17 protein-coding genes and 1 pseudogene are annotated in these 21,331 nt (G+C 52.1%); 8 read left to right on the forward strand and 10 right to left on the reverse strand.

Going from position 1 to position 21,331, the window contains the following annotated elements; all coding sequences use genetic code 11:
- Positions 1–85: 85 nt before the first annotated feature.
- Positions 86–166: pseudogene (locus OLG56_RS22380) on the forward strand (hypothetical protein); the annotation flags it as partial.
- Between the two features lie 351 nt (positions 167–517).
- Here OLG56_RS22380 and OLG56_RS18120 read toward each other — a convergent pair.
- On the reverse strand, positions 518–2,407 hold the full coding sequence (locus OLG56_RS18120) for a sulfatase family protein (RefSeq protein ID WP_000066316.1): 1,890 nt from the start codon (positions 2,405–2,407) through the stop codon (positions 518–520).
- 898 nt (positions 2,408–3,305) lie between these two features.
- On the opposite strand from OLG56_RS18120, the gene srfN reads away from it, so the two are divergent.
- Positions 3,306–3,596 carry a DUF1471 family virulence protein SrfN gene (gene srfN, locus OLG56_RS18125; protein WP_000710534.1) on the forward strand — a complete coding sequence of 97 codons (291 nt, stop codon included), beginning with the start codon at positions 3,306–3,308 and terminating at the stop codon, positions 3,594–3,596.
- A 223-nt stretch (positions 3,597–3,819) separates the two neighbouring features.
- Here srfN and OLG56_RS18130 read toward each other — a convergent pair whose 3' ends face one another.
- The 7 genes from OLG56_RS18130 to OLG56_RS18160 all read right to left on the reverse strand — a co-directional run bounded on the left by OLG56_RS18130 (position 3,820) and on the right by OLG56_RS18160 (position 9,690).
- Complete coding sequence (locus OLG56_RS18130; RefSeq protein ID WP_000767274.1) at positions 3,820–4,236, reverse strand: hypothetical protein; 417 nt, start codon at positions 4,234–4,236, stop codon at positions 3,820–3,822.
- Between the two features lie 299 nt (positions 4,237–4,535).
- On the reverse strand, positions 4,536–4,766 hold the full coding sequence (locus tag OLG56_RS18135; RefSeq protein WP_001172089.1) for a YgdI/YgdR family lipoprotein: 231 nt from the start codon (positions 4,764–4,766) through the stop codon (positions 4,536–4,538).
- Between the two features lie 88 nt (positions 4,767–4,854).
- Positions 4,855–6,195: an MFS transporter gene (locus OLG56_RS18140; protein ID WP_001136169.1), complete on the reverse strand. Its 1,341-nt coding sequence runs from the start codon at positions 6,193–6,195 to the stop codon at positions 4,855–4,857.
- A 147-nt stretch (positions 6,196–6,342) separates the two neighbouring features.
- A complete protein-coding gene (gene fixX / locus OLG56_RS18145; RefSeq protein ID WP_000203738.1) occupies positions 6,343–6,630 on the reverse strand; it encodes a ferredoxin-like protein FixX in 288 nt (95 codons plus the stop codon).
- Positions 6,627–7,913 (reverse strand): FAD-dependent oxidoreductase, encoded by a 1,287-nt coding sequence (locus OLG56_RS18150; RefSeq protein WP_001287763.1) that lies wholly within the window; start codon positions 7,911–7,913, stop codon positions 6,627–6,629. The genes fixX and OLG56_RS18150 overlap by 4 nt, the downstream gene beginning before the upstream one ends.
- Before the next feature lie 49 nt (positions 7,914–7,962).
- The gene (locus OLG56_RS18155; RefSeq protein ID WP_001032188.1) at positions 7,963–8,904 is read right to left on the reverse strand and encodes an electron transfer flavoprotein subunit alpha/FixB family protein; all 942 of its coding nucleotides are present in this window, start codon (positions 8,902–8,904) and stop codon (positions 7,963–7,965) included.
- Between the two features lie 15 nt (positions 8,905–8,919).
- Entirely contained in the window at positions 8,920–9,690 is a 771-nt protein-coding gene (locus OLG56_RS18160) for an electron transfer flavoprotein FixA (protein WP_023214734.1), read from the reverse strand.
- 480 nt (positions 9,691–10,170) lie between these two features.
- Between OLG56_RS18160 and caiT the strand changes: the two genes are divergently transcribed.
- The 6 genes from caiT (at position 10,171) to caiE (ending at position 17,355) form a co-directional block, all read left to right on the forward strand.
- Positions 10,171–11,688: an L-carnitine/gamma-butyrobetaine antiporter gene (gene caiT / locus OLG56_RS18165; RefSeq protein WP_000787073.1), complete on the forward strand. Its 1,518-nt coding sequence runs from the start codon at positions 10,171–10,173 to the stop codon at positions 11,686–11,688.
- A gap of 34 nt (positions 11,689–11,722) precedes the next feature.
- Positions 11,723–12,865: a crotonobetainyl-CoA dehydrogenase gene (gene caiA, locus OLG56_RS18170; RefSeq protein ID WP_000347134.1), complete on the forward strand. Its 1,143-nt coding sequence runs from the start codon at positions 11,723–11,725 to the stop codon at positions 12,863–12,865.
- Positions 12,866–12,976: 111 nt separating this feature from the next.
- Positions 12,977–14,194 carry an L-carnitine CoA-transferase gene (caiB, locus tag OLG56_RS18175; protein WP_058108996.1) on the forward strand — a complete coding sequence of 406 codons (1,218 nt, stop codon included), beginning with the start codon at positions 12,977–12,979 and terminating at the stop codon, positions 14,192–14,194.
- A 62-nt stretch (positions 14,195–14,256) separates the two neighbouring features.
- Positions 14,257–15,810 carry a crotonobetaine/carnitine-CoA ligase gene (gene caiC, locus OLG56_RS18180; RefSeq protein WP_079900453.1) on the forward strand — a complete coding sequence of 518 codons (1,554 nt, stop codon included), beginning with the start codon at positions 14,257–14,259 and terminating at the stop codon, positions 15,808–15,810.
- A 53-nt stretch (positions 15,811–15,863) separates the two neighbouring features.
- A complete protein-coding gene (caiD, locus tag OLG56_RS18185) occupies positions 15,864–16,649 on the forward strand; it encodes a crotonobetainyl-CoA hydratase (protein ID WP_000004383.1) in 786 nt (261 codons plus the stop codon).
- A 109-nt stretch (positions 16,650–16,758) separates the two neighbouring features.
- Complete coding sequence (gene caiE / locus OLG56_RS18190) at positions 16,759–17,355, forward strand: carnitine operon protein CaiE (protein ID WP_000122863.1); 597 nt, start codon at positions 16,759–16,761, stop codon at positions 17,353–17,355.
- Positions 17,356–17,431: 76 nt separating this feature from the next.
- Here the strand turns inward: caiE and caiF are convergent, their stop codons facing one another.
- Positions 17,432–17,827 carry a carnitine metabolism transcriptional regulator CaiF gene (gene caiF / locus OLG56_RS18195; protein ID WP_000333324.1) on the reverse strand — a complete coding sequence of 132 codons (396 nt, stop codon included), beginning with the start codon at positions 17,825–17,827 and terminating at the stop codon, positions 17,432–17,434.
- Between the two features lie 273 nt (positions 17,828–18,100).
- Positions 18,101–21,328 carry a carbamoyl-phosphate synthase large subunit gene (gene carB / locus OLG56_RS18200; protein WP_001126323.1) on the reverse strand — a complete coding sequence of 1,076 codons (3,228 nt, stop codon included), beginning with the start codon at positions 21,326–21,328 and terminating at the stop codon, positions 18,101–18,103.
- Positions 21,329–21,331: the final 3 nt, after the last annotated feature.

Raw genomic sequence — 21,331 nt, forward strand, 5'->3', positions numbered from 1 at the left:
GTAGTGACAAATTCGCCAGGCTAATAGTGAATATTATTGAGCGGCTAATCAGAAAAAATTGAATTAACGCCAGCAAGGAGTTGACGCCATCCTTCCCCCGGAAGACGCTCTCGAAGGGCCGCAGGCGTTTGCGGAAAAGCGCGATCCGGTGTGGAAAGGTCGGTGATGATAGCAGCCTTAAATCGCTGACAAATCGGTTTAAGGCCTTCTTGCCGGACGGCGCTGCGCTAAATTTGCCTGTAATGACTGTAATATCAATCTATTACATGATGACACAGGCCCAATAAGCGCAGCGCCAACAGCATCTGAACCTCCAGACACGCTGGATGCCAGATCGCCGACGCATAAATTAACCTAATGGGTCAGGCACTTAGAGCCTGGCCCACCAGGCGTAATTGTTGAAGCCAGTTTGGGGCCGACCAGCGCGCAGAAACCGGAGCGTACACGTAGTACGTGAGGATTTTGAGCACTGCCCGGTCCCAAAATGGCGAATAAAATAGCCTAATGGGCCAGGCTCTTAATCTTTCGCCATGCGGTTAAACTGCTCAATAGTAAGATCCCACGGCTCACGGGCCGCATCCGGCATAAAACTGCCGTCATCCACGCCAATTTCGTCTTTGATAATTTTATTCAGTTTTTCATTCATCGTAAGAATGAGATCCTGATATTTCTGTTTATCAGCAGCAAGGTTATGGTTCTCATCGGGATCATTTTTAAGATCGTAAAGTTCAAGATCGTTGTACTTAATAAGATCCTCCCAGGTTTCCGGCGTATTATGCTCCCTTAGCGAGAAATAGCGTGCAAACTTATAACGGCCATCGTTAATCATCCGCGTCCCTGAACGATGGCTGAAATCAGGATGCAAATGGGATATTTCCTGCTTGATTTGCGCCACCGTTTTTTGTTTATCTCTTTGTAGCGCGATAACGCGGTGGAGATAATGGGCATCGGTATACAAGATCATGCCATAGCAATATAAGCTGGCATTTCTCACCGCATTAACCGCAACGCCTTCCGGGTTTTTTAGCAATCCGCTAAAATTAACGCCTTTGCGGTTGCCTAACGCCTGGTGCTGTTTTTCTTCCGGCAAACCGGTCAGCCCAACTAATGTCGGCGCGATATCAAGATGACAGGTCAACGCCTGACATTTCTTATTACCGGGGTACGCCGGGTGGGAAATAATCATCGGTACATGGATCTGTTCTTTATAAACGGAAGCGCCTTTACCGTGCATCTGATGGCTTCCGCCTAATTCGCCATGATCGGCAGTAAATACAACAATCGTTTTATCAGTTAACTTGAGGGCATCAAGTTCATTTAATATCCGGTCAAGGTGAGTATCACAATCGCGGATACAGTTGAAATAGTAGTCAAGCAGTTTACGCCAACGACGATCTTCATCAGGAAACTGCCCTTCCAGCGCAGCGCGCGCCGTCTGGTATTCAAGATGCGCCGGCGGTCTTCCCTGCTCATTGAATGATTGATGCCTGTTTGCCGGCAGCGGATAGTTCGGCCAGCTTGCCTGATAAAGCTCGTTTTCCGGCGGCTGCGTGGGCGCCAGGGTATTATCATCCTGATCCAACTCGCCACGCCACTGTACCTTTTCTCCCTCTTTATCGGTATCAATAAACATGACGTCATGAGGATTAACGAGGTTAACGGCCAGGAACCAGGGCTTGTGTTGGTCATTCAAGGGCTGCCCCTTGCATCTTAACCAATTTATAGTCTGAGCCGTGGTGGTTGAATCATAAAAATAGCCGCCTTTACTATGGCCAATAATATCGCCGATGCCGTGATAGTCAGCAAAACCATATTTTTCCATAATTTTATGTAATTCTGGTTCAGGAATATCCCCGACATCAATATCCTCATCTTTTTCGTCAGGCAAAGGCTTCTCCAGTTTTTCTGTAAGATGCCACTTACCTTTATAGGCCGTATAGTATCCCAGTTCCCGCATCATATGGCCTGTGGTTCCAAGAGCGGGGTCAAGGTCATAAGGCATCCAGGGTAATCCCAGATTATCAAACATCTTTGTCTGGGGCATATGTAAGCCGGTATACAATACGGAGCGGGAAGGCGTACAGACATTACTGGTATTCTGATGATTACAGAATGTCACCCCCGTTTTCATGAGCCGCTCTCTGCCGGGTACCGGGAAAGGAAACGTAGGAAAAAAACGCTCCTGGTCGGTCACGACTAACAGAATATTATATCCTTCTGGCAATTTTTCCGGGATTTCGCCGGTAAACGGTTTATCCCACGCCGGTTTCGCCTTGACGGCGCATTTTTCATCAGCCTTTACCGCGCCGGATAACATACCGCCGGCGGCAAGAATACCGGCACTGGTTAACAGTTTCCTACGCGTAAGATCCGTCTCTTCTGCGGACAGATTTTTTTTATTACTCATATTATTATACCTGTAGTCAGTAACTTTATCACATATTCATTTATTACTGTACGAGGAAGCGTGGATATGTATCAATGCCTTCCGGGTAAGAATATGTGTTATAAATTGATTTGTATTTCAAATTAGAAATATATTAATAAATAACCATAATTCACTGAAAAATTATTTAGATGAAAAGCTCATTATTTTTATTTTAGAGATACAACTGCAGACATTACTTCATAAAAAAATACATTATTAAACATACTCTATAGCGCTGTGTTCGTGCCTTTTCCCTTCAGCTACGGTGATTACCCTATGCCGCTACAAGAAAATCTCCCCGAAAGAAACACTATCAGTAACAGGCCGCGCAACCATAGACATACAACCGGTAATATCACTCTGGGAAATTAAAACATAACTCAATTCTGTTATGTTGCTTATGAATAAAACTAGCGTATTGCCGCGTGATTCAATAAAAATTCCGTCATTACAAGAAATAATATAAAAACTATTATTTACAGGGGGTTAAGTTTCTTTTTAACTGACAGTGCATTATTTTACATTGACAACAACATAAAGAGGTGACTATAACAAGATATAAGACGGTCACACCAAATAAGTCTATTTTCAGATAATCAACCGAGGTTATATACCCAAAATAATTCGAGTTGCTTAAAGGCGGCAAGGGAGTGAGTCCCCTGGAGCATAGATAATTATGTGACTGGGGTGAGCGGCAAATCTGCCGGGAGCAGATTTGAACGTCGCGTGCGACGGCCCGTCAGGGCGAGGCCCATAGGTGGGCCGAGTAATCCGTAGCCAACCCATAAGCCACTTGAAGTATGAAGGGTATAAATAATTTCGTTACGGATTACTGATATTGCGCAAACCTTATCATCAATGCAACAGGAACAGAACCATGAAAAAATGCATTATTGCCGCCGCATTACTGGCAACGGTTGCTTCATTCAGCACGCTTGCGGCAGAGCAGGTCTCTAAGCAAGAAATCAGCCACTTCAAACTGGTTAAGGTCGGTACCATAAATGTGTCCCAGAGTGGCGGGCAGATTTCCTCACCCACTGATTTACGCGAAAAATTGTCAGCATTAGCCGATGCGAAAGGCGGAAAATATTACCATATTATCGCTGCACGTGAGCATGGTCCGAATTTTGAAGCCGTTGCCGAAGTTTATAACGATGCGACGAAATAAAGCTCTGATTGCGCCATAACGAGGGCGCAGGCATGAAATAATAAGAGAGCGCCAGCAAGGTGCCATGTTACGTCACAATCCACTCAGGGCCGACTGGAAACAGATGCTGGCCCTCTTTTTTATCAACAGTTCATCCGGGGCAGGCAAGCCGTTGGAATGGGCGCGCGCAGACAGTAAGCCCTTCGAGAGTAAGACGGTTTTGCGGGCTGTTTTAAGATAATATTTAGTGCGCTTTTACCTGCCTGAACCAGTAATTTTCCATTTTCGTTATCCATTTCCCCTTTTTATTTTTCGGTATTACGCCAGCCCACAGTAATTGCAGCTGTCGGTTATAGGTTCCAATAGCGTGTCCACCATACGCCCCTTCAAATGCTATCACCATGGGTCCCTGCCCTTTTACCCCCTCTTGTCCTTCATGACAATAAAGCGCGTTGCGGTGAGTCACGTCAAGTTCATACTGCACGTTCAGTTTCACACATTTTTCCCCGCAGCCTTCTACTGGCGGCAATATTGTCATGGTATAAGGCGGGTTATCTGCCGTGGTTTTCCATGTTCCGATCAGGTCTTTGCAGGCGTTTATCTCCGTAGCCCCGGAGGCGGCAGAAAATAGCGCGAGCAAATAAAAAGGTATTAGTTTCAGTTTCATTACAGACTCCTGTTCCTTATACCTCATCATTTATACCTAATCATAAGGATAAATGCCCTGCGATATGTTTTTTTCCGGGAAATGTTGAGCCGCTGTTCAGAGAAATGTCGATGAGTGTAACCTCATGTAAGCGGACAGCGCGGTGGGGAAAGCGGGAACACGGGCGAATGGTCTAACGTATTTCGACGTTTTCCGGCGTCCCTGCCTGTTCAGGCATCCATTTATTCGCATGGGAATAAATGGATGCGCATAAAGAGAGAATATTATTGAGCGGCTAACCAGAAAAAATTGAATTAATTATCCAGCTCGCTCATATTTTTCAGCTGATCGCGGTTAATCTGTTCGGTTTTCCCGGTGGCGGCGTTTTTGTAAGACACCATACCGGTATCGTTATCGACCTCGGGTTTCCCGTCGGTGACAATAGTTTTGCCATCCGTGGTTTCAACGGCCTGGTTAGAAGAGCATCCTGCGACGGTGAATAGTGTTGCTGCGGTAAACAGTGCGGTCATAAGACGTTTTTGCATGGTGTTCTCCCTGCTTTTCAGTTGTTTTAGCATGTGACTGTTAACTGTAGCGTTATTGGCGAAAAGCAGGGAGAAATGCAGAACACTCTTAGCGAGGGTTATCCGATGGCGTTCCGCGCAAAGTCATGTTTCCGGTCTGTGTTAGCGTCAAGCCGCGGGTTTCCGGGGCAAACATCACCGATACGCCAAGCCCGACTAACGAAATCAACGCGCCAATCAGCATGACGTTATTAATGCCGTAACGAGTAATAAAAATCGGTAATGCCCAGGTGGAGACAATGGTTCCGATGCGGCTTAATGACATGATGACCCCCACGGCCGAAGCGCGAATATCCGTCGGGAAGAGTTCATTAGGATAAAGCCATTGCAGTATGCCCGGCCCGCCGGAAAAGAAGGCGTATACCGCAAACGCCACCACGACCAGTATGATGCCCAGATTTGACACCAGCCCCAGCAGTGCCAGCGCGATAGTCATCATGGCGAAGCTGCCAATAAGCAGAGGGCGACGGCCAATACTGTTTAGCCAGAACATCGCTGGTATACAGCCCAGCATAAAAAAGAGGCTAATCACCACATTGCCGAGCGCCGCGTTGCGCCCCTGCTCCCAGCCGAGTAACCCGACGATCTGCGGCCCAAAGGTATAGATAGCGAACATCGGGATTACCTGACAGGTCCAGATAGCCGCAACGAACAGTACAAACGGGAAATGACGGCGATTAAACAGTTGCAGGAAGCGGGTCTCCTGCGGCGGCTCATCGTCAAAGCAGACCGGTTCGCCGAACAGTTTGATCATCATTTGTTCGCACTCTTTTACCCGTCCTTTTCGCAATAGCCAGCGTGGTGATTCCGGCAGGTCAAAGCGGCCAATCAAAATGATTAAGCACGGGATAAAGGCGCTGCCAAGCATCCAGCGCCAGCCGCCTTCCATGTCATACAGCCAGTAACCCACCAGGTTGGCGCAGGTCGCGCCGACGTACCACATCGCGGCGATAAAACCGATGGAGAACGCACGCTGGCGGGTGTTGGAAAACTCCGTAATCATGGAAGTGGCGATAGGGTAATCCGCGCCGATAACAATGCCAATTAAAACGCGCATCACCAGCAATTCAAGCGGCGTGGAAACAAACATGGTCGCCACGGAGATAACGCCGATAGCGATAATATCAAGCAGGAACATTTTACGCCGCCCGACTTTATCGCAAATATAGCCAAACAACGAGGTGCCGATAAACAGTCCGGCAAGCGTAGCCGCGCCGAGCGCGCCAATCCATTCAGCATCAAGGTGCAATAGCGGCGTCAGTTGTTCCAGCGCCACGCCAATGATCACCAGCACGTAGCCATCAAGGAACGGGCCGCCGCTTCCCCACAGCATAATTCTGCGATGGATGGAGGAGAATTTAAGGTCGTCAAAGTTCCTGGGCTGCGGCATGGTGATGTCCTGTTTCAACACGGGCAAAGCGTCATCTGTAGGCCGGATAAGGCGTTTCCGCCGCCATCCGGCATTGGCGCCACATGATTGCCGGATGGCGACGCTACCGCATCTTATCCGGCCTACGGGGGCACAACTTCGTACTTATTAGCCGTAGCGGAACTCCACGCCAAACGTCCCGCGCGGGTATTCCCATTTTTCCAGCGCCGTATCAAGGCCGAGGATCCGGCACGTTCCGCACTCCAGGCACCCGGCGTAATCAAAACGAACGCTGCCGTCGTCCTGCTTTTTATACAGTCCCGCCGGACAGGCCTTAATCAGCACCTCCAGCACCTGTTTATCAGGATCGGTTTTGAGAATGATGTGCGGGCTATCTTCATCCACATTGAACTTATTGACGCCCAGTTTGACGTCCACATTAACGGGAGATGTCATAATACGGTCACTCCTTTCAGGCCATCTTTCATCAGGTTGATGAAGCCCACTTTCTTCGCATGGCGCAGGATTTTTTTACGCATCGGCACCGGAGCGGAGCCATCCACGGTGAACAGGTCGCGCGCGATATTGACCGCCATTTCGGGATAGGCGGTAAACATGCGGGGATTATCAAGAAAAGCCGGTAGTTTCTGATACATGCGCATATCGCGCATCGGACCTTCGTCCAGATGCTGACGGTATTCCCCCAGCGACTGCTTGCTAAAATCGTCGCGCTTCATCGCCGAAAGCACCGTCTTCGCCGCCGCTTCGCCTGCGGATATGGCAAGATCCATACCACGGATGGTAAAGCCGAGGTTCATACACATGCCGGCAGCATCCCCGGCAATCAGTACGCCATCGCCCACCAGTTCAGGCTGCATATTCATTCCCGCCTCGGGTACAACGTGCGCGGCATATTCCACCAGCTTGCCACCGGCGATCAGCGGCGCAACTGCCGGATGCTGTTTGAAATCTTCCAGCATTTGCGGGACCGATTTTTTCGCGTCTTTCAAATGATGAAGACCGCAGACCAGCCCCAGGGAAAGGGTTGTTTCATTCGTATACAGGAAGCCACCGCCCATCAGACCATCGGTTGGCGCTCCGGCAAACAGACAGGCGGCACCTTCGTTGCCCTGTAGCTGGAAACGATCTTCAATGACCGACTTCGGCAATTCGATCAGTTCCTTCACGCCGACGGCAACATGTGATGCCTCAACGCGTTTGGCCATGCCCAGCTTTTCAGCCAGCAGAGAATTCACCCCGTCAGCGAGGATTACGACTTTGGCTTCCAGAATATCGCCATCGGCTTCCACGCCCACGACGTTGCCATCACGCTGAACGACGTTATCGACGCGAATACCGGTGATCAGTTGCGCCCCCGCCTCTTCGGCCTGCTCCATCAGCCAGGCGTCAAATTTACTGCGCAAAACGGAATAAGAAACTTGCGACGATGCGGCGTCCTCGCCGTTGCAATAATCCATCGTCATCGCCCCTTTGTCGGTCATAAAGGCGAGTTTTTCGTGGGTGATCATGCGTTCAATGGGGGCCTGATCCGCAAAGCCGGGAATGATGCGTTCCAGGCTATGTGCATACAAGCGCCCACCGGTGACATTCTTCGCGCCAGCAGAATTGCCGCGCTCGATAACCAGCACCTGTGCACCTTCGCGAGCAAGCACCAGCGCCGCAACCGAACCGGCCAGACCTGCACCCACGATGATGGCATCAAAGATATCTTCGGACATACGTACTCCTGTCAGCGGCAGGATACCTTCGCATCCTGCCCGAAATGGTTTATCGCGCTAAGGCAGCCGTCAGCGCAGGCAGGATCTTCAGCGCATCGCCAACGATGCCAAAATCCGCATACTGGAAGATTGGCGCGTTTTTATCTTTGTTGATGGCGAAAATCGTCTGCGCGCCGTTGGCGCCGACCATGTGTTGGATCTGCCCGGAGATCCCCACCGCCAGATACAGTTCAGGCTTGAGCATCAGGTTGGAGATACCGACGTAGCGCTCGTGCTCCATCCACTTCTCGTTTTCCGCCACCGGGCGAGAACAGGCCAGCTCGGCGCCAATCGTCTGGCACAGCGCTTCGGCCAGCGAGATATTCTCTTTGCTGCCGATGCCGCGTCCCACGCTGACCACCAGACGCGCTTTGTCGAGGTCAACGCTGTTGCTCTGACGCGCCTGGGTTGCGGTGCGGGTCACGGCAGTGGCCGGAGCCTGCCACTGCACGGTGTGCATCTCGCCGCTGCGGGAAGCATCCGGTTGTTGTGCGTCAAACGTTCCGCTGCTGAGTGTGATCACGGCAAACGGCGAAGCGATGGTCTCTGCCCCTATCGCCAGACCGCCGTAGACCATATGTTTAACCGCCGCTTTTCCATCCTGCAGGGCGACGTCGCTGGCGTCGTTGGAAACCGCAGCCGACAAGCGATAGCCCAGCTTTGCCGCCAACAGCTTGCCCCGACGCGTATTCGGCAGCAGCACCGCGCCGCCCTCGCTATGCTGACGAATAGTCTCAGCCATCGCAGCAGCGTAGTCTTCGATCATGCGGTCTTCTGGTTTGCCGCTGAGCAGCCAGACATGATCCGCGCCTAAGTGACATGCTGTCGCGCTATCCGCTTCGTTCAGTACGAACGCGTTAACTTTTTCACCTACAGCCTGCGCGCCACTCATCAGTTCGGGCAGACGAGAAGGGGTATCGCTGAATACCCAGACACTGGAAAATTTGTTCATAACATCCCCTGATAATTAAATGATTTTGCGCAGATTCTCGACAAACGCGGCGATTTGTTCTTCACCGTCACCTTCAATCACCACACGCTGACGCTCGCGCTGCTTCGGTGCGGCAACCTGTTGTGCGGAATACGCGGGTACGCTGTTCAGCCCGATATCCGCAGGCGACCAGACCTGAACCGTTTTTTTCGCCGCGCCAAGAATGGCTTTCATCGAAGGGATTTGTGGGGTGTTAATGTCGGTGGAAACCGCGATCACCGCCGGGAGCGGGATGCTCAGCGTTTCAACTTCATCTTCCAGTTCGCGTTCTACCGTCAATGTGCTGTCGGTAAGAGAGAGGATCTTACTCACGCCGTTAATCGCCGGAATGTTCAACGCTTCGCCCACCAGCAAACCAACCTGCTGAGCATAAAGATCGGAAGAACCGTCGCCGCAGATAAGCAGATCGAAACCTGATTTTTGCGCGGCAGCGGCCAGCGCGGTAGCGGTGTGTTGCGGCAGCGCCTGCTCAAATTGATCGTCAATGACCACAATCAGTTCATCAGGGCCACGAGAGAGGACATCTTTGCGCCCTTTTGCATTAGTCAGCGCTTTGCCGCCAACGCTCATGGCGACAACCTGAGCGTCTCCCAACTGCTGTTTTAACTGGCAAGCAGCTTCAATTGCATTCAGATCATATTGGCTGATTTTGCTATCCGCTTTGCTGAAATCGAGTGTTCCGTCAGCATTATTAATCGCAATATCCTGCTCATCAGGTACGCATTTGTAGCAAGTAATTATCTTCATTGCATCTCCAGAAATCATGAAGGAAACGTATTTATATCGGCGGTGTTAAATACAGATATCACGCTCTTTAATTCGGAAATAAAACCTTAATCACCAATATTGAAAATGTCACACATTGATATTCGTAACTTTCAATAGTGTTACGCACCTCACCAATATTGAAAGAAATATGCCAAATATGAAAATTTTCAATATTGTTTGCTGGCTCAACAATATTGAACGTCAGATACTTAAAAAAGTTAAAAAACCACAACCAACAAATTGATAAATAAAGCAAAAATCAAAATTTAGACACAAAATAATCAACGCAAAAAAGTGTGACGAAGATAACAGAATCACCCGAAGTGAATACCCATCATGAGTTACTCATTGAGGCGTCCCAGAGGTTAAAAACTTATCAACAAATCATTAATAATAAATAAACAAACGTTCATGGACTGGCACGCTAAATAAATTTCGTTTTCACACTGGAATTCACTTATGAAAAATGAAAAGAAAAAATCGGGAATTGAACCGAAGGTTTTTTTTCCGCCATTAATAATTGTCGGGATACTTTGCTGGCTAACAGTCAGAGATCTTGATGCCGCTAACGTCGTTATTAATGCGGTATTCAGTTATGTCACCAACGTCTGGGGTTGGGCATTTGAATGGTATATGGTCGTCATGCTCTTCGGCTGGTTCTGGCTGGTTTTTGGCCCCTATGCCAAAAAGAGATTAGGTGACGAAAAACCGGAGTTTAGCACCGCCAGCTGGATTTTCATGATGTTCGCCTCCTGTACATCCGCTGCGGTTCTGTTCTGGGGCTCTATTGAGATCTACTACTATATCTCCACCCCGCCGTTCGGCCTGGAACCCAATTCCACCGGCGCGAAAGAGATAGGTCTGGCGTACAGCCTGTTCCACTGGGGGCCGCTACCGTGGGCAACCTATAGCTTCCTTTCCGTGGCCTTCGCCTACTTCTTCTTTGTACGCAAGATGGATGTCATCCGCCCCAGCTCCACGCTAGTACCGCTCGTCGGTGAAAAGCATGCGAAAGGGTTGTTCGGTACCATCGTCGATAACTTCTACCTGGTGGCGCTGATCTTCGCGATGGGCACCAGCCTCGGTCTGGCTACCCCGCTGGTCACCGAGTGTATGCAATGGCTGTTCGGTATTCCGCATACGCTGCAATTGGATGCCATCATCATTACCTGCTGGATCATTCTGAACGCGATTTGCGTGGCCTGCGGCCTGCAAAAAGGGGTCAGAATCGCCAGCGATGTGCGTAGCTACCTGAGCTTCCTGATGCTCGGCTGGGTGTTTATCGTCAGCGGCGCCAGCTTCATCATGAACTACTTCACCGACTCCGTCGGGATGCTGTTAATGCACCTGCCACGGATGCTGTTCTATACCGACGCCATCGGTAAAGGCGGCTTCCCACAGGGCTGGACTGTTTTCTACTGGGCGTGGTGGGTTATTTACGCCATCCAGATGAGTATCTTCCTGGCCCGTATTTCCCGTGGTCGTACCGTACGTGAACTGTGCTTCGGGATGGTGATGGGTCTGACCGCGTCTACCTGGATCCTGTGGACAGTGCTGGGCAGCAACACGCTGCTGCTGATGGATAAAAACATCCTCAACATTCCGCAGTTGATTGAACAACACGGCGTGGCGCGCGCCATTATCGAAACCTGGGCCGCCTTGCCGCTCAGCACCGCCACCATGTGGGGCTTCTTCATCCTCTGCTTTATTGCCACCGTCACGCTGATTAACGCCTGCTCTTACACCCTGGCGATGTCGACCTGTCGTGAAGTTCGCGATGGTGAAGAGCCGCCTCTGTTAGTGCGTATCGGCTGGTCGGTGCTGGTCGGCATCATCGGTATCGTTCTGCTGGCGCTGGGTGGGTTGAAGCCGATTCAGACCGCGATTATCGCCGGAGGATGCCCGCTGTTCTTCGTCAACATTATGGTGACGCTGTCCTTTATTAAAGACGCCAAAGTGCACTGGAAAGACAAGTAATTCTTATTAACCCAATTGATCAAGAGGCTGAAAGATGGATTTCAACTTAAATGACGAACAGGAGCTGTTTGTCGCCGGTATTCGCGAACTGATGGCCAGTGAGAACTGGGAAGCTTATTTTGCCGAGTGCGATCGTGACAGCGTCTACCCTGAGCGTTTTGTAAAAGCGCTGGCGGATATGGGTATTGATAGCCTGCTGATCCCGGAAGAACACGGCGGTCTGGAAGCGGGTTTTGTTACCGTCGCCGCCGTCTGGATGGAACTGGGACGTCTTGGCGCGCCAACTTACGTGTTGTACCAATTGCCGGGAGGTTTTAACACTTTCCTGCGTGAAGGGACTCAGGAGCAAATTGATAAAATCATGGCGTTCCGGGGCACCGGTAAGCAGATGTGGAACTCTGCTATCACCGAACCGGGAGCGGGATCGGATGTTGGTAGTCTGAAAACCACTTATACACGCAAAAATGGTAAGGTTTATCTCAATGGCAGTAAGTGCTTTATCACCAGTAGCGCCTATACCCCGTACATCGTGGTCATGGCGAGAGACGGTGCATCGCCGGATAAACCGGTTTACACCGAGTGGTTTGTGGACATGAGCAAAGCGGGTATCAAGGTCAACAAACTGGAGAAACTCGGTCTGCGCATGGATAGCTGCTGTGAAATCACCTTTGATGACGTTGAACTGGACGAAAAAGACATGTTCGGTCGGGAAGGTAACGGCTTCAACCGCGTGAAAGAAGAGTTTGACCATGAGCGCTTCCTCGTCGCGCTGACCAACTACGGTACCGCAATGTGCGCTTTTGAAGACGCTGCGCGTTACGCTAATCAACGCGTGCAGTTTGGTGAAGCTATTGGTCGTTTCCAGCTGATTCAGGAGAAGTTTGCGCATATGGCGATCAAACTGAACTCCATGAAAAATATGCTGCTGGAAGCCGCGTGGAAAGCAGATAACGGCACGATTACCTCCGGCGACGCAGCAATGTGCAAATACTTCTGCGCCAACGCCGCGTTTGAAGTGGTAGACACCGCCATGCAGGTACTGGGAGGTGTTGGTATCGCGGGCAACCACCGCATCACGCGTTTCTGGCGTGACCTGCGCGTTGACCGTGTTTCTGGTGGTTCTGACGAAATGCAGATCCTGACGTTGGGTCGTGCGGTACTCAAGCAATACCGCTAATCGATCCCTTGTAGGCCTGATAAGACGCGGGGCGTCGCCATCAGGCAATCATGCCGGATGGCGCTGTGCTTATCCGGCCTACATACCGCAAAAAATGCCAGGAGAAAAATGATGAATCATTTACCAATGCCAACCTTTGGCCCGCTTGCTGGGGTACGCGTTGTTTTTTCAGGAATCGAAATCGCCGGTCCGTTCGCCGGACAGATGTTCGCCGAGTGGGGCGCTGAGGTTATCTGGATTGAAAACGTCGCATGGGCCGATACCATCCGCGTGCAGCCTAACTATCCGCAGCTCTCACGCCGTAACCTGCACGCCCTGTCGCTGAATATTTTCAAAGATGAAGGCCGGGAAGCGTTTCTGAAGCTGATGGAAACCACCGATATTTTCATTGAAGCCAGTAAAGGTCCGGCCTTTGCCCGCCGCGGTATTACCGATGAAGTGCTGTGGGAACATAACCCGAAACTGGTTATCGCCCACCTTTCCGGCTTCGGCCAGTTTGGTACCGAGGAGTACACCAATCTTCCGGCGTATAACACCATCGCGCAGGCATTCAGTGGTTATCTGATCCAAAACGGCGACGTTGATCAGCCGATGCCAGCCTTCCCGTATACCGCCGATTACTTCTCCGGGATGACCGCGACGACAGCCGCGCTGGCGGCCCTGCACAAAGTACGCGAAACGGGTAAAGGTGAAAGCATCGATATCGCGATGTACGAAGTGATGCTGCGCATGGGTCAGTACTTCATGATGGACTACTTCAACGGCGGCGAAATCTGTCCACGTATGACGAAAGGGAAAGACCCCTACTACGCCGGTTGCGGCCTGTATAAATGCGCCGATGGTTACATCGTCATGGAGTTGGTCGGCATCACGCAAATCAACGAGTGTTTTAAAGATATTGGCCTGGCCCACATTCTCGGTACGCCAGAAGTTCCGGAAGGCACGCAGCTCATCCATCGCGTGGAATGCCCTTACGGCCCGCTCGTCGAAGAGAAACTGGACGCCTGGCTGGCAGCACATACCATCGCCGAAGTTCAGGCGCGTTTTGCTGAGCTGAATATCGCCTGTGCGAAGGTGCTCACCATTCCGGAACTGGAAGGTAATCCGCAGTACGTTGCCCGCGAATCGATTACTCAGTGGCAAACAATGGACGGTCGCACCTGTAAGGGGCCGAACATCATGCCGAAATTTAAAAACAACCCGGGGAAAATCTGGCGTGGCATGCCGTCACACGGCATGGATACCGCCGCCATTCTGAAAAACATTGGTTATAGCGAAGCAGATATTAAGGAACTGGTCGGCAAAGGCCTGGCCAAAGTTGAGGATTAAACGCGATGCGCTAATCGGTTTTCCGGTTAGCGCTCACGCCTGATTTCAGTGGATAAAGCAATATGGATATCGTTGGCGGACAAAACTTACGTCAGATGTGGGACGACCTGGCCGGGGTGTACGGAGATAAAACGGCGTTAATTTTCGAATCCTGTGAGGGAGTCGTTCGGCAGTTTAGCTATGCTTCGCTCAATGAAGAGATTAACCGCACGGCGAACCTTTTTTACTCCTTAGGGATCCGCAAGGGTGATAGGGTCGCGCTGCATCTGGATAACTGTCCGGAATTCATCTTTTGCTGGTTTGGACTGGCAAAAATCGGCGCCATTATGGTGCCGATTAATGCCCGCTTACTGGGCGAAGAAAGCGCCTGGATCCTGCAAAACAGCCAGGTGAGTCTGCTGGTTACCAGCGCCCAGTTTTATCCTATGTACCGTGAAATACGCCAGGACAATAGCACTCCGCTTAATCATATCTGTCTGATTGGCGAGCAGCTTCCGGCTGACGACGGCGTGAGTCACTTTACCCAACTGCAATCCCGCCAGTCCACCACGCTGTGCTATACGCCCGCGTTATCCACTGACGATACGGCGGAAATTCTGTTTACCTCAGGCACCACCTCACGGCCTAAAGGGGTGGTAATTACCCACTACAACCTGCGTTTTGCAGGCTACTACTCTGCCTGGCAAATCGCCCTGCGCGATGATGACGTGTACATGACGGTGATGCCCGCTTTTCATATCGACTGCCAGTGTACCGCCGCAATGCCAGCCTTTTCCGCCGGCAGCACCTTTGTGCTCCTGGAGAAGTACAGCGCCAGGGCCTTCTGGGATCAGGTACGTAAATATCAGGCGACGGTGACCGAGTGCATCCCGATGATGATCCGCACGCTGATGGTCCAACCCGCCGCACCAACGGACAGGCAGCATCATCTGCGCGAAGTGATGTTCTATCTCAATCTATCCGCGCAGGAAAAAGACGCCTTTACCGAACGCTTTGGCGTCAGGCTGCTGACCTCTTATGGTATGACTGAAACCATTGTCGGAATTATTGGCGACCGTCCCGGAGACAAACGGCGCTGGCCTTCCATTGGTCGCGTGGGTTTTAGCTATGAAGCTGAAATTCGCGACGATCAAAATCGCCCGCTGCCCGCCGGAGAAATTGGCGAAATCTGTATTAAAGGCATCCCCGGCAAGACTATCTTCAAAGAGTATTACATGCAGCCGGAGGCAACCGCCAGGGCGCTGGAACCAGAGGGCTGGTTACATACCGGTGATTCGGGTTACCAGGATGAGGATGGCTATTTCTATTTTGTCGACAGACGCTGCAACATGATTAAACGCGGCGGGGAAAATGTCTCCTGCGTCGAGCTGGAAAATATTATTTCTGCGCATCCGAAAATTCAGGACATTGTGGTGGTCGGTATTAAAGATGCGATCCGTGATGAAGCCATTAAAGCGTTTATCGTCCTTAATGAAGGTGAAACATTAAGCGAAGCCGAGTTTTTCAGCTTTTGCGAAAACAATATGGCGAAATTCAAGGTTCCCTCTTTTATGGAGATCAGAACTGACCTGCCACGCAACTGTTCAGGAAAAATAATCAAAAAAAATCTGAAATAAACCTTCCGGCGGGAATCCCTCCCGCCGGGAAACTATTTATCTGGAGATGAACTATGAGTGAGTCATTACATCTGACCCGTAACGGCCCGATCCTGGAAATTACCCTCGACCGACCTAAAGCGAATGCCATTGACGCCAAAACCAGCTTTGCAATGGGTGAAGCTTTTCTTAATTTCCGTGACGACCCGGAATTACGCGTAGCAATCATTACCGGCGGCGGTGAGAAATTCTTTTCTGCTGGCTGGGACTTAAAAGCGGCAGCGGAAGGTGAAGCGCCGGATGCCGATTTTGGTCCCGGCGGCTTTGCCGGTTTAACCGAAATATTTGACCTCGATAAGCCGGTTATCGCCGCGGTGAACGGCTACGCGTTTGGCGGCGGTTTTGAGCTGGCGCTGGCGGCGGACTTTATTGTCTGCGCCGAAAACGCCAGCTTCGCGCTGCCGGAAGCAAAGCTCGGCATCGTGCCTGACAGCGGCGGCGTATTGCGTCTGCCTAAGCTGCTGCCACCGGCTATCGTCAACGAAATGGTAATGACCGGCAGACGAATGAGCGCCGAAGAAGCGCTGCGTTGGGGAGTCGTGAACCGCGTTGTCAGCCAGAGCGAACTGATGGATAGCGCGCGCGAACTGGCGCAACAACTGGTCAATAGCGCCCCGCTGGCTATCGCGGCGCTGAAAGAGATTTATCGCGCGACCAGCGAAATGCCGGTAGAAGAAGGCTACCGCTACATCCGCAGCGGCGTGCTGAAGCATTATCCGTCGGTACTGCATTCAGAAGATGCGCTCGAAGGACCGCAGGCATTTGCCGAAAAACGCGATCCGGTGTGGAAAGGTCGTTAATGTGACTATGCCGGATGGCGCTTCGCTTATCCGGCCTACAGCACATGCGCAACCGTAGGCCGGATAAGGTGTTTACGCCGCCATCCGGCAAAAAAACCGAGGTACAACTATGAGCTATTACGCCTTTGAAGGACTGATCCCGGTGGTGCATCCGGACGCGTTTGTCCATCCCAGCGCCGTGCTGATTGGCGATGTCATCGTGGGCGCCGGTGTTTATATTGGCCCACTCGCGTCATTGCGTGGGGATTATGGTCGCCTGATCCTGGAGGCAGGCTCTAATCTGCAGGATGGCTGCATTATGCATGGCTACTGCGATACCGATACCATCGTGCATGAAAACGGCCATATCGGCCACGGCGCTATTCTACATGGCTGCGTGGTGGGACGGGACGCCCTGGTCGGCATGAATAGCGTCATTATGGACGGCGCAGTGATTGGCGAAGAGAGCATTGTCGCCGCCATGAGTTTTGTCAAAGCCGGATTTCAGGGTGAGGCAAGGCAACTGCTGGTGGGTTCACCGGCGCGCGTACTACGCCAGGTTACGGATCAGGAGCTGCACTGGAAACGCCTCAACACTAAAGAATATCAGGATCTTGCGATCCGCTGTCGAACGGGGTTATCTGAAACGAAGCCGTTAACGCAGGTCGAAGAAAACCGGCCGCGCCTGAAAGGCACGACGGACGTGAAGCCAAAATCAGCACAGTAATTGATGCCGGATGCGCTCACGCTTATCCGGCCTACGCGTCAATTACCGTTTACCCCGCCAGCAGGTAAACAGACAATTATCGACGCATACTCTTGGAGAGCATCATCTGCCATTTCTGCTCACGGTTTAGCTCTGTGGGAGGAACGGCAGACAGTCGCGGCGCTTTCGCCACGCTCACTTTTCTTTCCTGCAAATTATGATTCAATCGGCGATAGAGTTGAGAGTCGATACTCACGACTTTCACCAGACGCTGGCACTGGCAGCCCCGTCCTGCAATCTGGTTAGGGATCATCTTCACTTCACAAACAATTTCCCCCACTTCTGACAGAATATAGGAGAGCGTATTAATTGCTTTGCAGTGTTCAATATCAAATTGACGGGAAATCTCCCTGGCCGTGATCCATCGGTTCTCTGCCATCATCCAGTCAGCAATTAACAAATAAAGCGGTCTTTCAACATATTTTTCACACATAAGCACACCATTTCACAAATTAAAAATCTGGCTACGGCCTGTCCAAACTAATAAAAACTAAGCCATATTAAAATTGTGGATATGCAAGATAGTATGCGACTTAAATATTGATTAGTGTGAGCAATATCGTGCTTATTACATAGAAAATGTGGTTACGGAAACGGACTTCTCCAGGAATGACCTTACGCAAGATAAAAAAAGGGTTTCTTTACAGAAACCCTTTCAGAATTATATTACAGGTCCGGTTAGAGCAATATCCACCGGCCCCTTTATTTACGACTTTTTGATCTGCGCGTGCATTTCCTGCACCGAGGTTACCTTCTCGGTGGCATCGGCATTGAGCGCCATCGTCGTGGCAAAACCGCCGTTCAGCGTGGTGTCATAATGCACTTTATACTGCAGCGCGCTACGACGAATCACCCTGGAGTCTTCAATCGCGCGGCGGCCTGCGGTGGTATTGATGATATAAGTATATTCGCCATTCTTGATGCGGTCCTGAATGTGCGGACGACCTTCATGCACCTTATTCACCAGACGCGGGTTGATACCGGCTTCGCCCAGCACAATCGCCGTACCGTGGGTGGCATCCAGCTCAAAGCCCTGTTTCAGCAGCTTGGCCGCGAGATCCACCACGCGCTCTTTGTCGCCTTCGCGAACAGAGAGCAGCGCACGGCCCTGTTTCTTCATCGTGGAGTTACTGCCCAACTGTGCCTTGGCGAACGCTTCCGCGAAGGTACGACCGACGCCCATCACTTCCCCGGTGGAGCGCATTTCTGGCCCTAACAGCGGGTCAACGCCGGGGAATTTGTTGAACGGCAGCACCACTTCTTTCACCGAGTAGTACGGCGGGATAATTTCTTGGGTCACGCCCTGCTCGGTCAGCGATTTGCCGGCCATCACGCGCGCCGCCACTTTCGCCAGCGGCACGCCGGTGGCTTTGGAGACGAACGGTACGGTACGCGCCGCGCGCGGGTTGACCTCAATCAGGTAGACTTCGTTGTCCTTGACCGCAAACTGTACGTTCATCAGGCCGCGCACCTGCAGCTCAAAGGCCAGCTTCTGCACCTGCTGGCGCATCACGTCCTGAATCTCCTGGCTCAGCGTGTAGGCTGGCAGGGAACAGGCGGAGTCGCCGGAGTGTACGCCCGCCTGCTCAATGTGCTCCATAATGCCGCCAATCAGCACCATTTCGCCGTCGCAGATAGCGTCCACGTCCACTTCAACCGCGTCATCAAGGAAGCGGTCCAGCAGTACCGGCGCATCGTTAGAGACGCTGACCGCCGTCTGGAAGTAGCGACGCAGATCGGCTTCGTCATAGACAATTTCCATCGCCCGACCGCCCAGTACGTAAGAAGGACGTACCACCAGCGGGTAGCCGATCTCTTTCGCTTTTTCGACAGCCTGTTCAATGGCGGTGACGGTGGCGTTGGCCGGTTGCTTCAGCTTCAGACGGTCAACCGCATGCTGGAAGCGTTCACGGTCTTCCGCGCGGTCGATGGCGTCCGGGCTGGTGCCGATAACCGGCACGCCTGCCGCTTCCAGCGCGCGCGCCAGCTTCAGCGGCGTCTGGCCGCCGTACTGCACGATAACGCCTTTCGGCTTCTCGATGCGCACGATTTCCAGCACGTCTTCCAGCGTCACCGGCTCGAAGTACAGGCGGTCGGAGGTGTCGTAGTCGGTGGAGACGGTTTCCGGGTTACAGTTGACCATAATGGTTTCGTAACCGTCTTCGCGCAGCGCCAGCGAGGCGTGTACGCAGCAGTAGTCAAATTCGATGCCCTGGCCGATACGGTTCGGGCCGCCGCCGAGGACCATGATTTTATCGCGATCAACGGACGGGTTCGCTTCGCACTCATCTTCATAAGTGGAGTACATATAGGCGGTATCGGTGGCGAATTCCGCCGCGCAGGTATCCACACGCTTGTAGACCGGGTGCAGGTCATACTGGTCGCGTAGCTTGCGGATTTCCGCCTCGCGCACGCCCGCCAGTTTCGCCAGACGCGCATCGGCAAACCCTTTGCGCTTGAGCTGACGCAGGAAGTCGGCGTTGAGGCCGGTAATCCCGACTTCAGCCACTTTCTCTTCCAGACGCACCAGCTCTTCAATTTGCACCAGGAACCAGCGGTCGATGTTGGTTAGGTTAAAGACGCCATCCACAGACAAGCCCGCGCGGAAAGCATCGGCGATGTACCAGATACGCTCGGCGCCCGCGTCTTTCAGCTCGCGGCGGATTTTGGTCAGAGCTTCCGGGTCGTCAAGGCTGACTTTCGGGTCGAAGCCGGTAGCGCCCACTTCCAGGCCGCGCAGCGCTTTTTGCAGGGATTCCTGCTGCGTGCGGCCAATCGCCATCACTTCACCAACCGATTTCATCTGGGTGGTCAGACGGTCGTTGGCACCGGCGAATTTCTCGAAGTTAAAGCGCGGAATTTTGGTGACAACGTAGTCAATAGACGGCTCAAACGACGCCGGTGTACGGCCACCGGTGATGTCGTTCATCAGCTCGTCGAGGGTATAACCCACCGCCAGTTTGGCGGCCACTTTGGCAATCGGGAAGCCGGTGGCTTTCGACGCCAGCGCCGAGGAACGGGATACGCGCGGGTTCATTTCGATAACGATCAGACGGCCGTTTTTCGGGTTCACTGCGAACTGGACGTTAGAACCGCCGGTTTCGACGCCGATTTCACGCAGTACCGCCATCGAGGCGTTACGCATGATTTGGTATTCTTTGTCGGTCAGCGTCTGTGCCGGGGCCACGGTGATCGAGTCCCCAGTATGGATACCCATTGCGTCGAAGTTTTCGATAGAGCAGACGATGATGCAGTTGTCGTTTTTATCACGCACCACTTCCATCTCGTACTCTTTCCAGCCGATCAGCGATTCATCAATCAGCAGCTCGTTGGTTGGCGAGAGGTCCAGACCGCGTTCGCAGATTTCTTCGAACTCTTCACGGTTGTAAGCGATACCGCCGCCGGTGCCACCCATGGTAAAGGACGGACGAATAATGCACGGGAAGCCCACATCAGCGGCAACCGCCAGCGCTTCTTCCATAGTGTGCGCGATACCGGAACGCGCGGTGTCGAGACCAATTTTCTTCATCGCGATATCGAAGCGACGACGGTCTTCGGCTTTATCAATGGCGTCGGCGGTGGCGCCAATCATGGTGACGCCGAACTCTTCGAGCACGCCCTGCCGCTCCAGCTCCAGCGCGCAGTTCAGCGCCGTCTGGCCGCCCATGGTCGGCAGCACCGCATCCGGACGCTCTTTTTCAATGATTTTGCGCACCACTTCCCAGTGAATCGGCTCGATGTAGGTGGCATCGGCCATTTCCGGGTCGGTCATGATGGTGGCCGGGTTGGAGTTCACCAGAATAACGCGGTAGCCCTCTTCGCGCAGCGCTTTACACGCCTGAGCGCCGGAGTAGTCAAACTCACACGCCTGACCGATAACAATCGGGCCCGCGCCCAGAATCAGGATGCTTTTTATATCTGTACGTTTTGGCATGGC

Origin of the sequence: Salmonella sp. 2018103 (assembly GCF_026247685.1) — a bacterium.
Lineage (GTDB): Bacteria > Pseudomonadota > Gammaproteobacteria > Enterobacterales > Enterobacteriaceae > Salmonella > Salmonella enterica.

Coding starts and splice junctions, on each gene's coding strand:
- OLG56_RS18120 (WP_000066316.1), bottom strand. CDS start 2,407: ATGAGTAATAAAAAAAATCTGTCCGCAGAAGAGACGGATCTTACGCGT.
- srfN (WP_000710534.1), top strand. CDS start 3,306: ATGAAAAAATGCATTATTGCCGCCGCATTACTGGCAACGGTTGCTTCA.
- OLG56_RS18135 (WP_001172089.1), bottom strand. CDS start 4,766: ATGCAAAAACGTCTTATGACCGCACTGTTTACCGCAGCAACACTATTC.
- OLG56_RS18140 (WP_001136169.1), bottom strand. CDS start 6,195: ATGCCGCAGCCCAGGAACTTTGACGACCTTAAATTCTCCTCCATCCAT.
- fixX (WP_000203738.1), bottom strand. CDS start 6,630: ATGACATCTCCCGTTAATGTGGACGTCAAACTGGGCGTCAATAAGTTC.
- OLG56_RS18150 (WP_001287763.1), bottom strand. CDS start 7,913: ATGTCCGAAGATATCTTTGATGCCATCATCGTGGGTGCAGGTCTGGCC.
- OLG56_RS18155 (WP_001032188.1), bottom strand. CDS start 8,904: ATGAACAAATTTTCCAGTGTCTGGGTATTCAGCGATACCCCTTCTCGT.
- OLG56_RS18160 (WP_023214734.1), bottom strand. CDS start 9,690: ATGAAGATAATTACTTGCTACAAATGCGTACCTGATGAGCAGGATATT.
- caiT (WP_000787073.1), top strand. CDS start 10,171: ATGAAAAATGAAAAGAAAAAATCGGGAATTGAACCGAAGGTTTTTTTT.
- caiA (WP_000347134.1), top strand. CDS start 11,723: ATGGATTTCAACTTAAATGACGAACAGGAGCTGTTTGTCGCCGGTATT.
- caiB (WP_058108996.1), top strand. CDS start 12,977: ATGAATCATTTACCAATGCCAACCTTTGGCCCGCTTGCTGGGGTACGC.
- caiC (WP_079900453.1), top strand. CDS start 14,257: ATGGATATCGTTGGCGGACAAAACTTACGTCAGATGTGGGACGACCTG.
- caiD (WP_000004383.1), top strand. CDS start 15,864: ATGAGTGAGTCATTACATCTGACCCGTAACGGCCCGATCCTGGAAATT.
- caiE (WP_000122863.1), top strand. CDS start 16,759: ATGAGCTATTACGCCTTTGAAGGACTGATCCCGGTGGTGCATCCGGAC.
- caiF (WP_000333324.1), bottom strand. CDS start 17,827: ATGTGTGAAAAATATGTTGAAAGACCGCTTTATTTGTTAATTGCTGAC.
- carB (WP_001126323.1), bottom strand. CDS start 21,328: ATGCCAAAACGTACAGATATAAAAAGCATCCTGATTCTGGGCGCGGGC.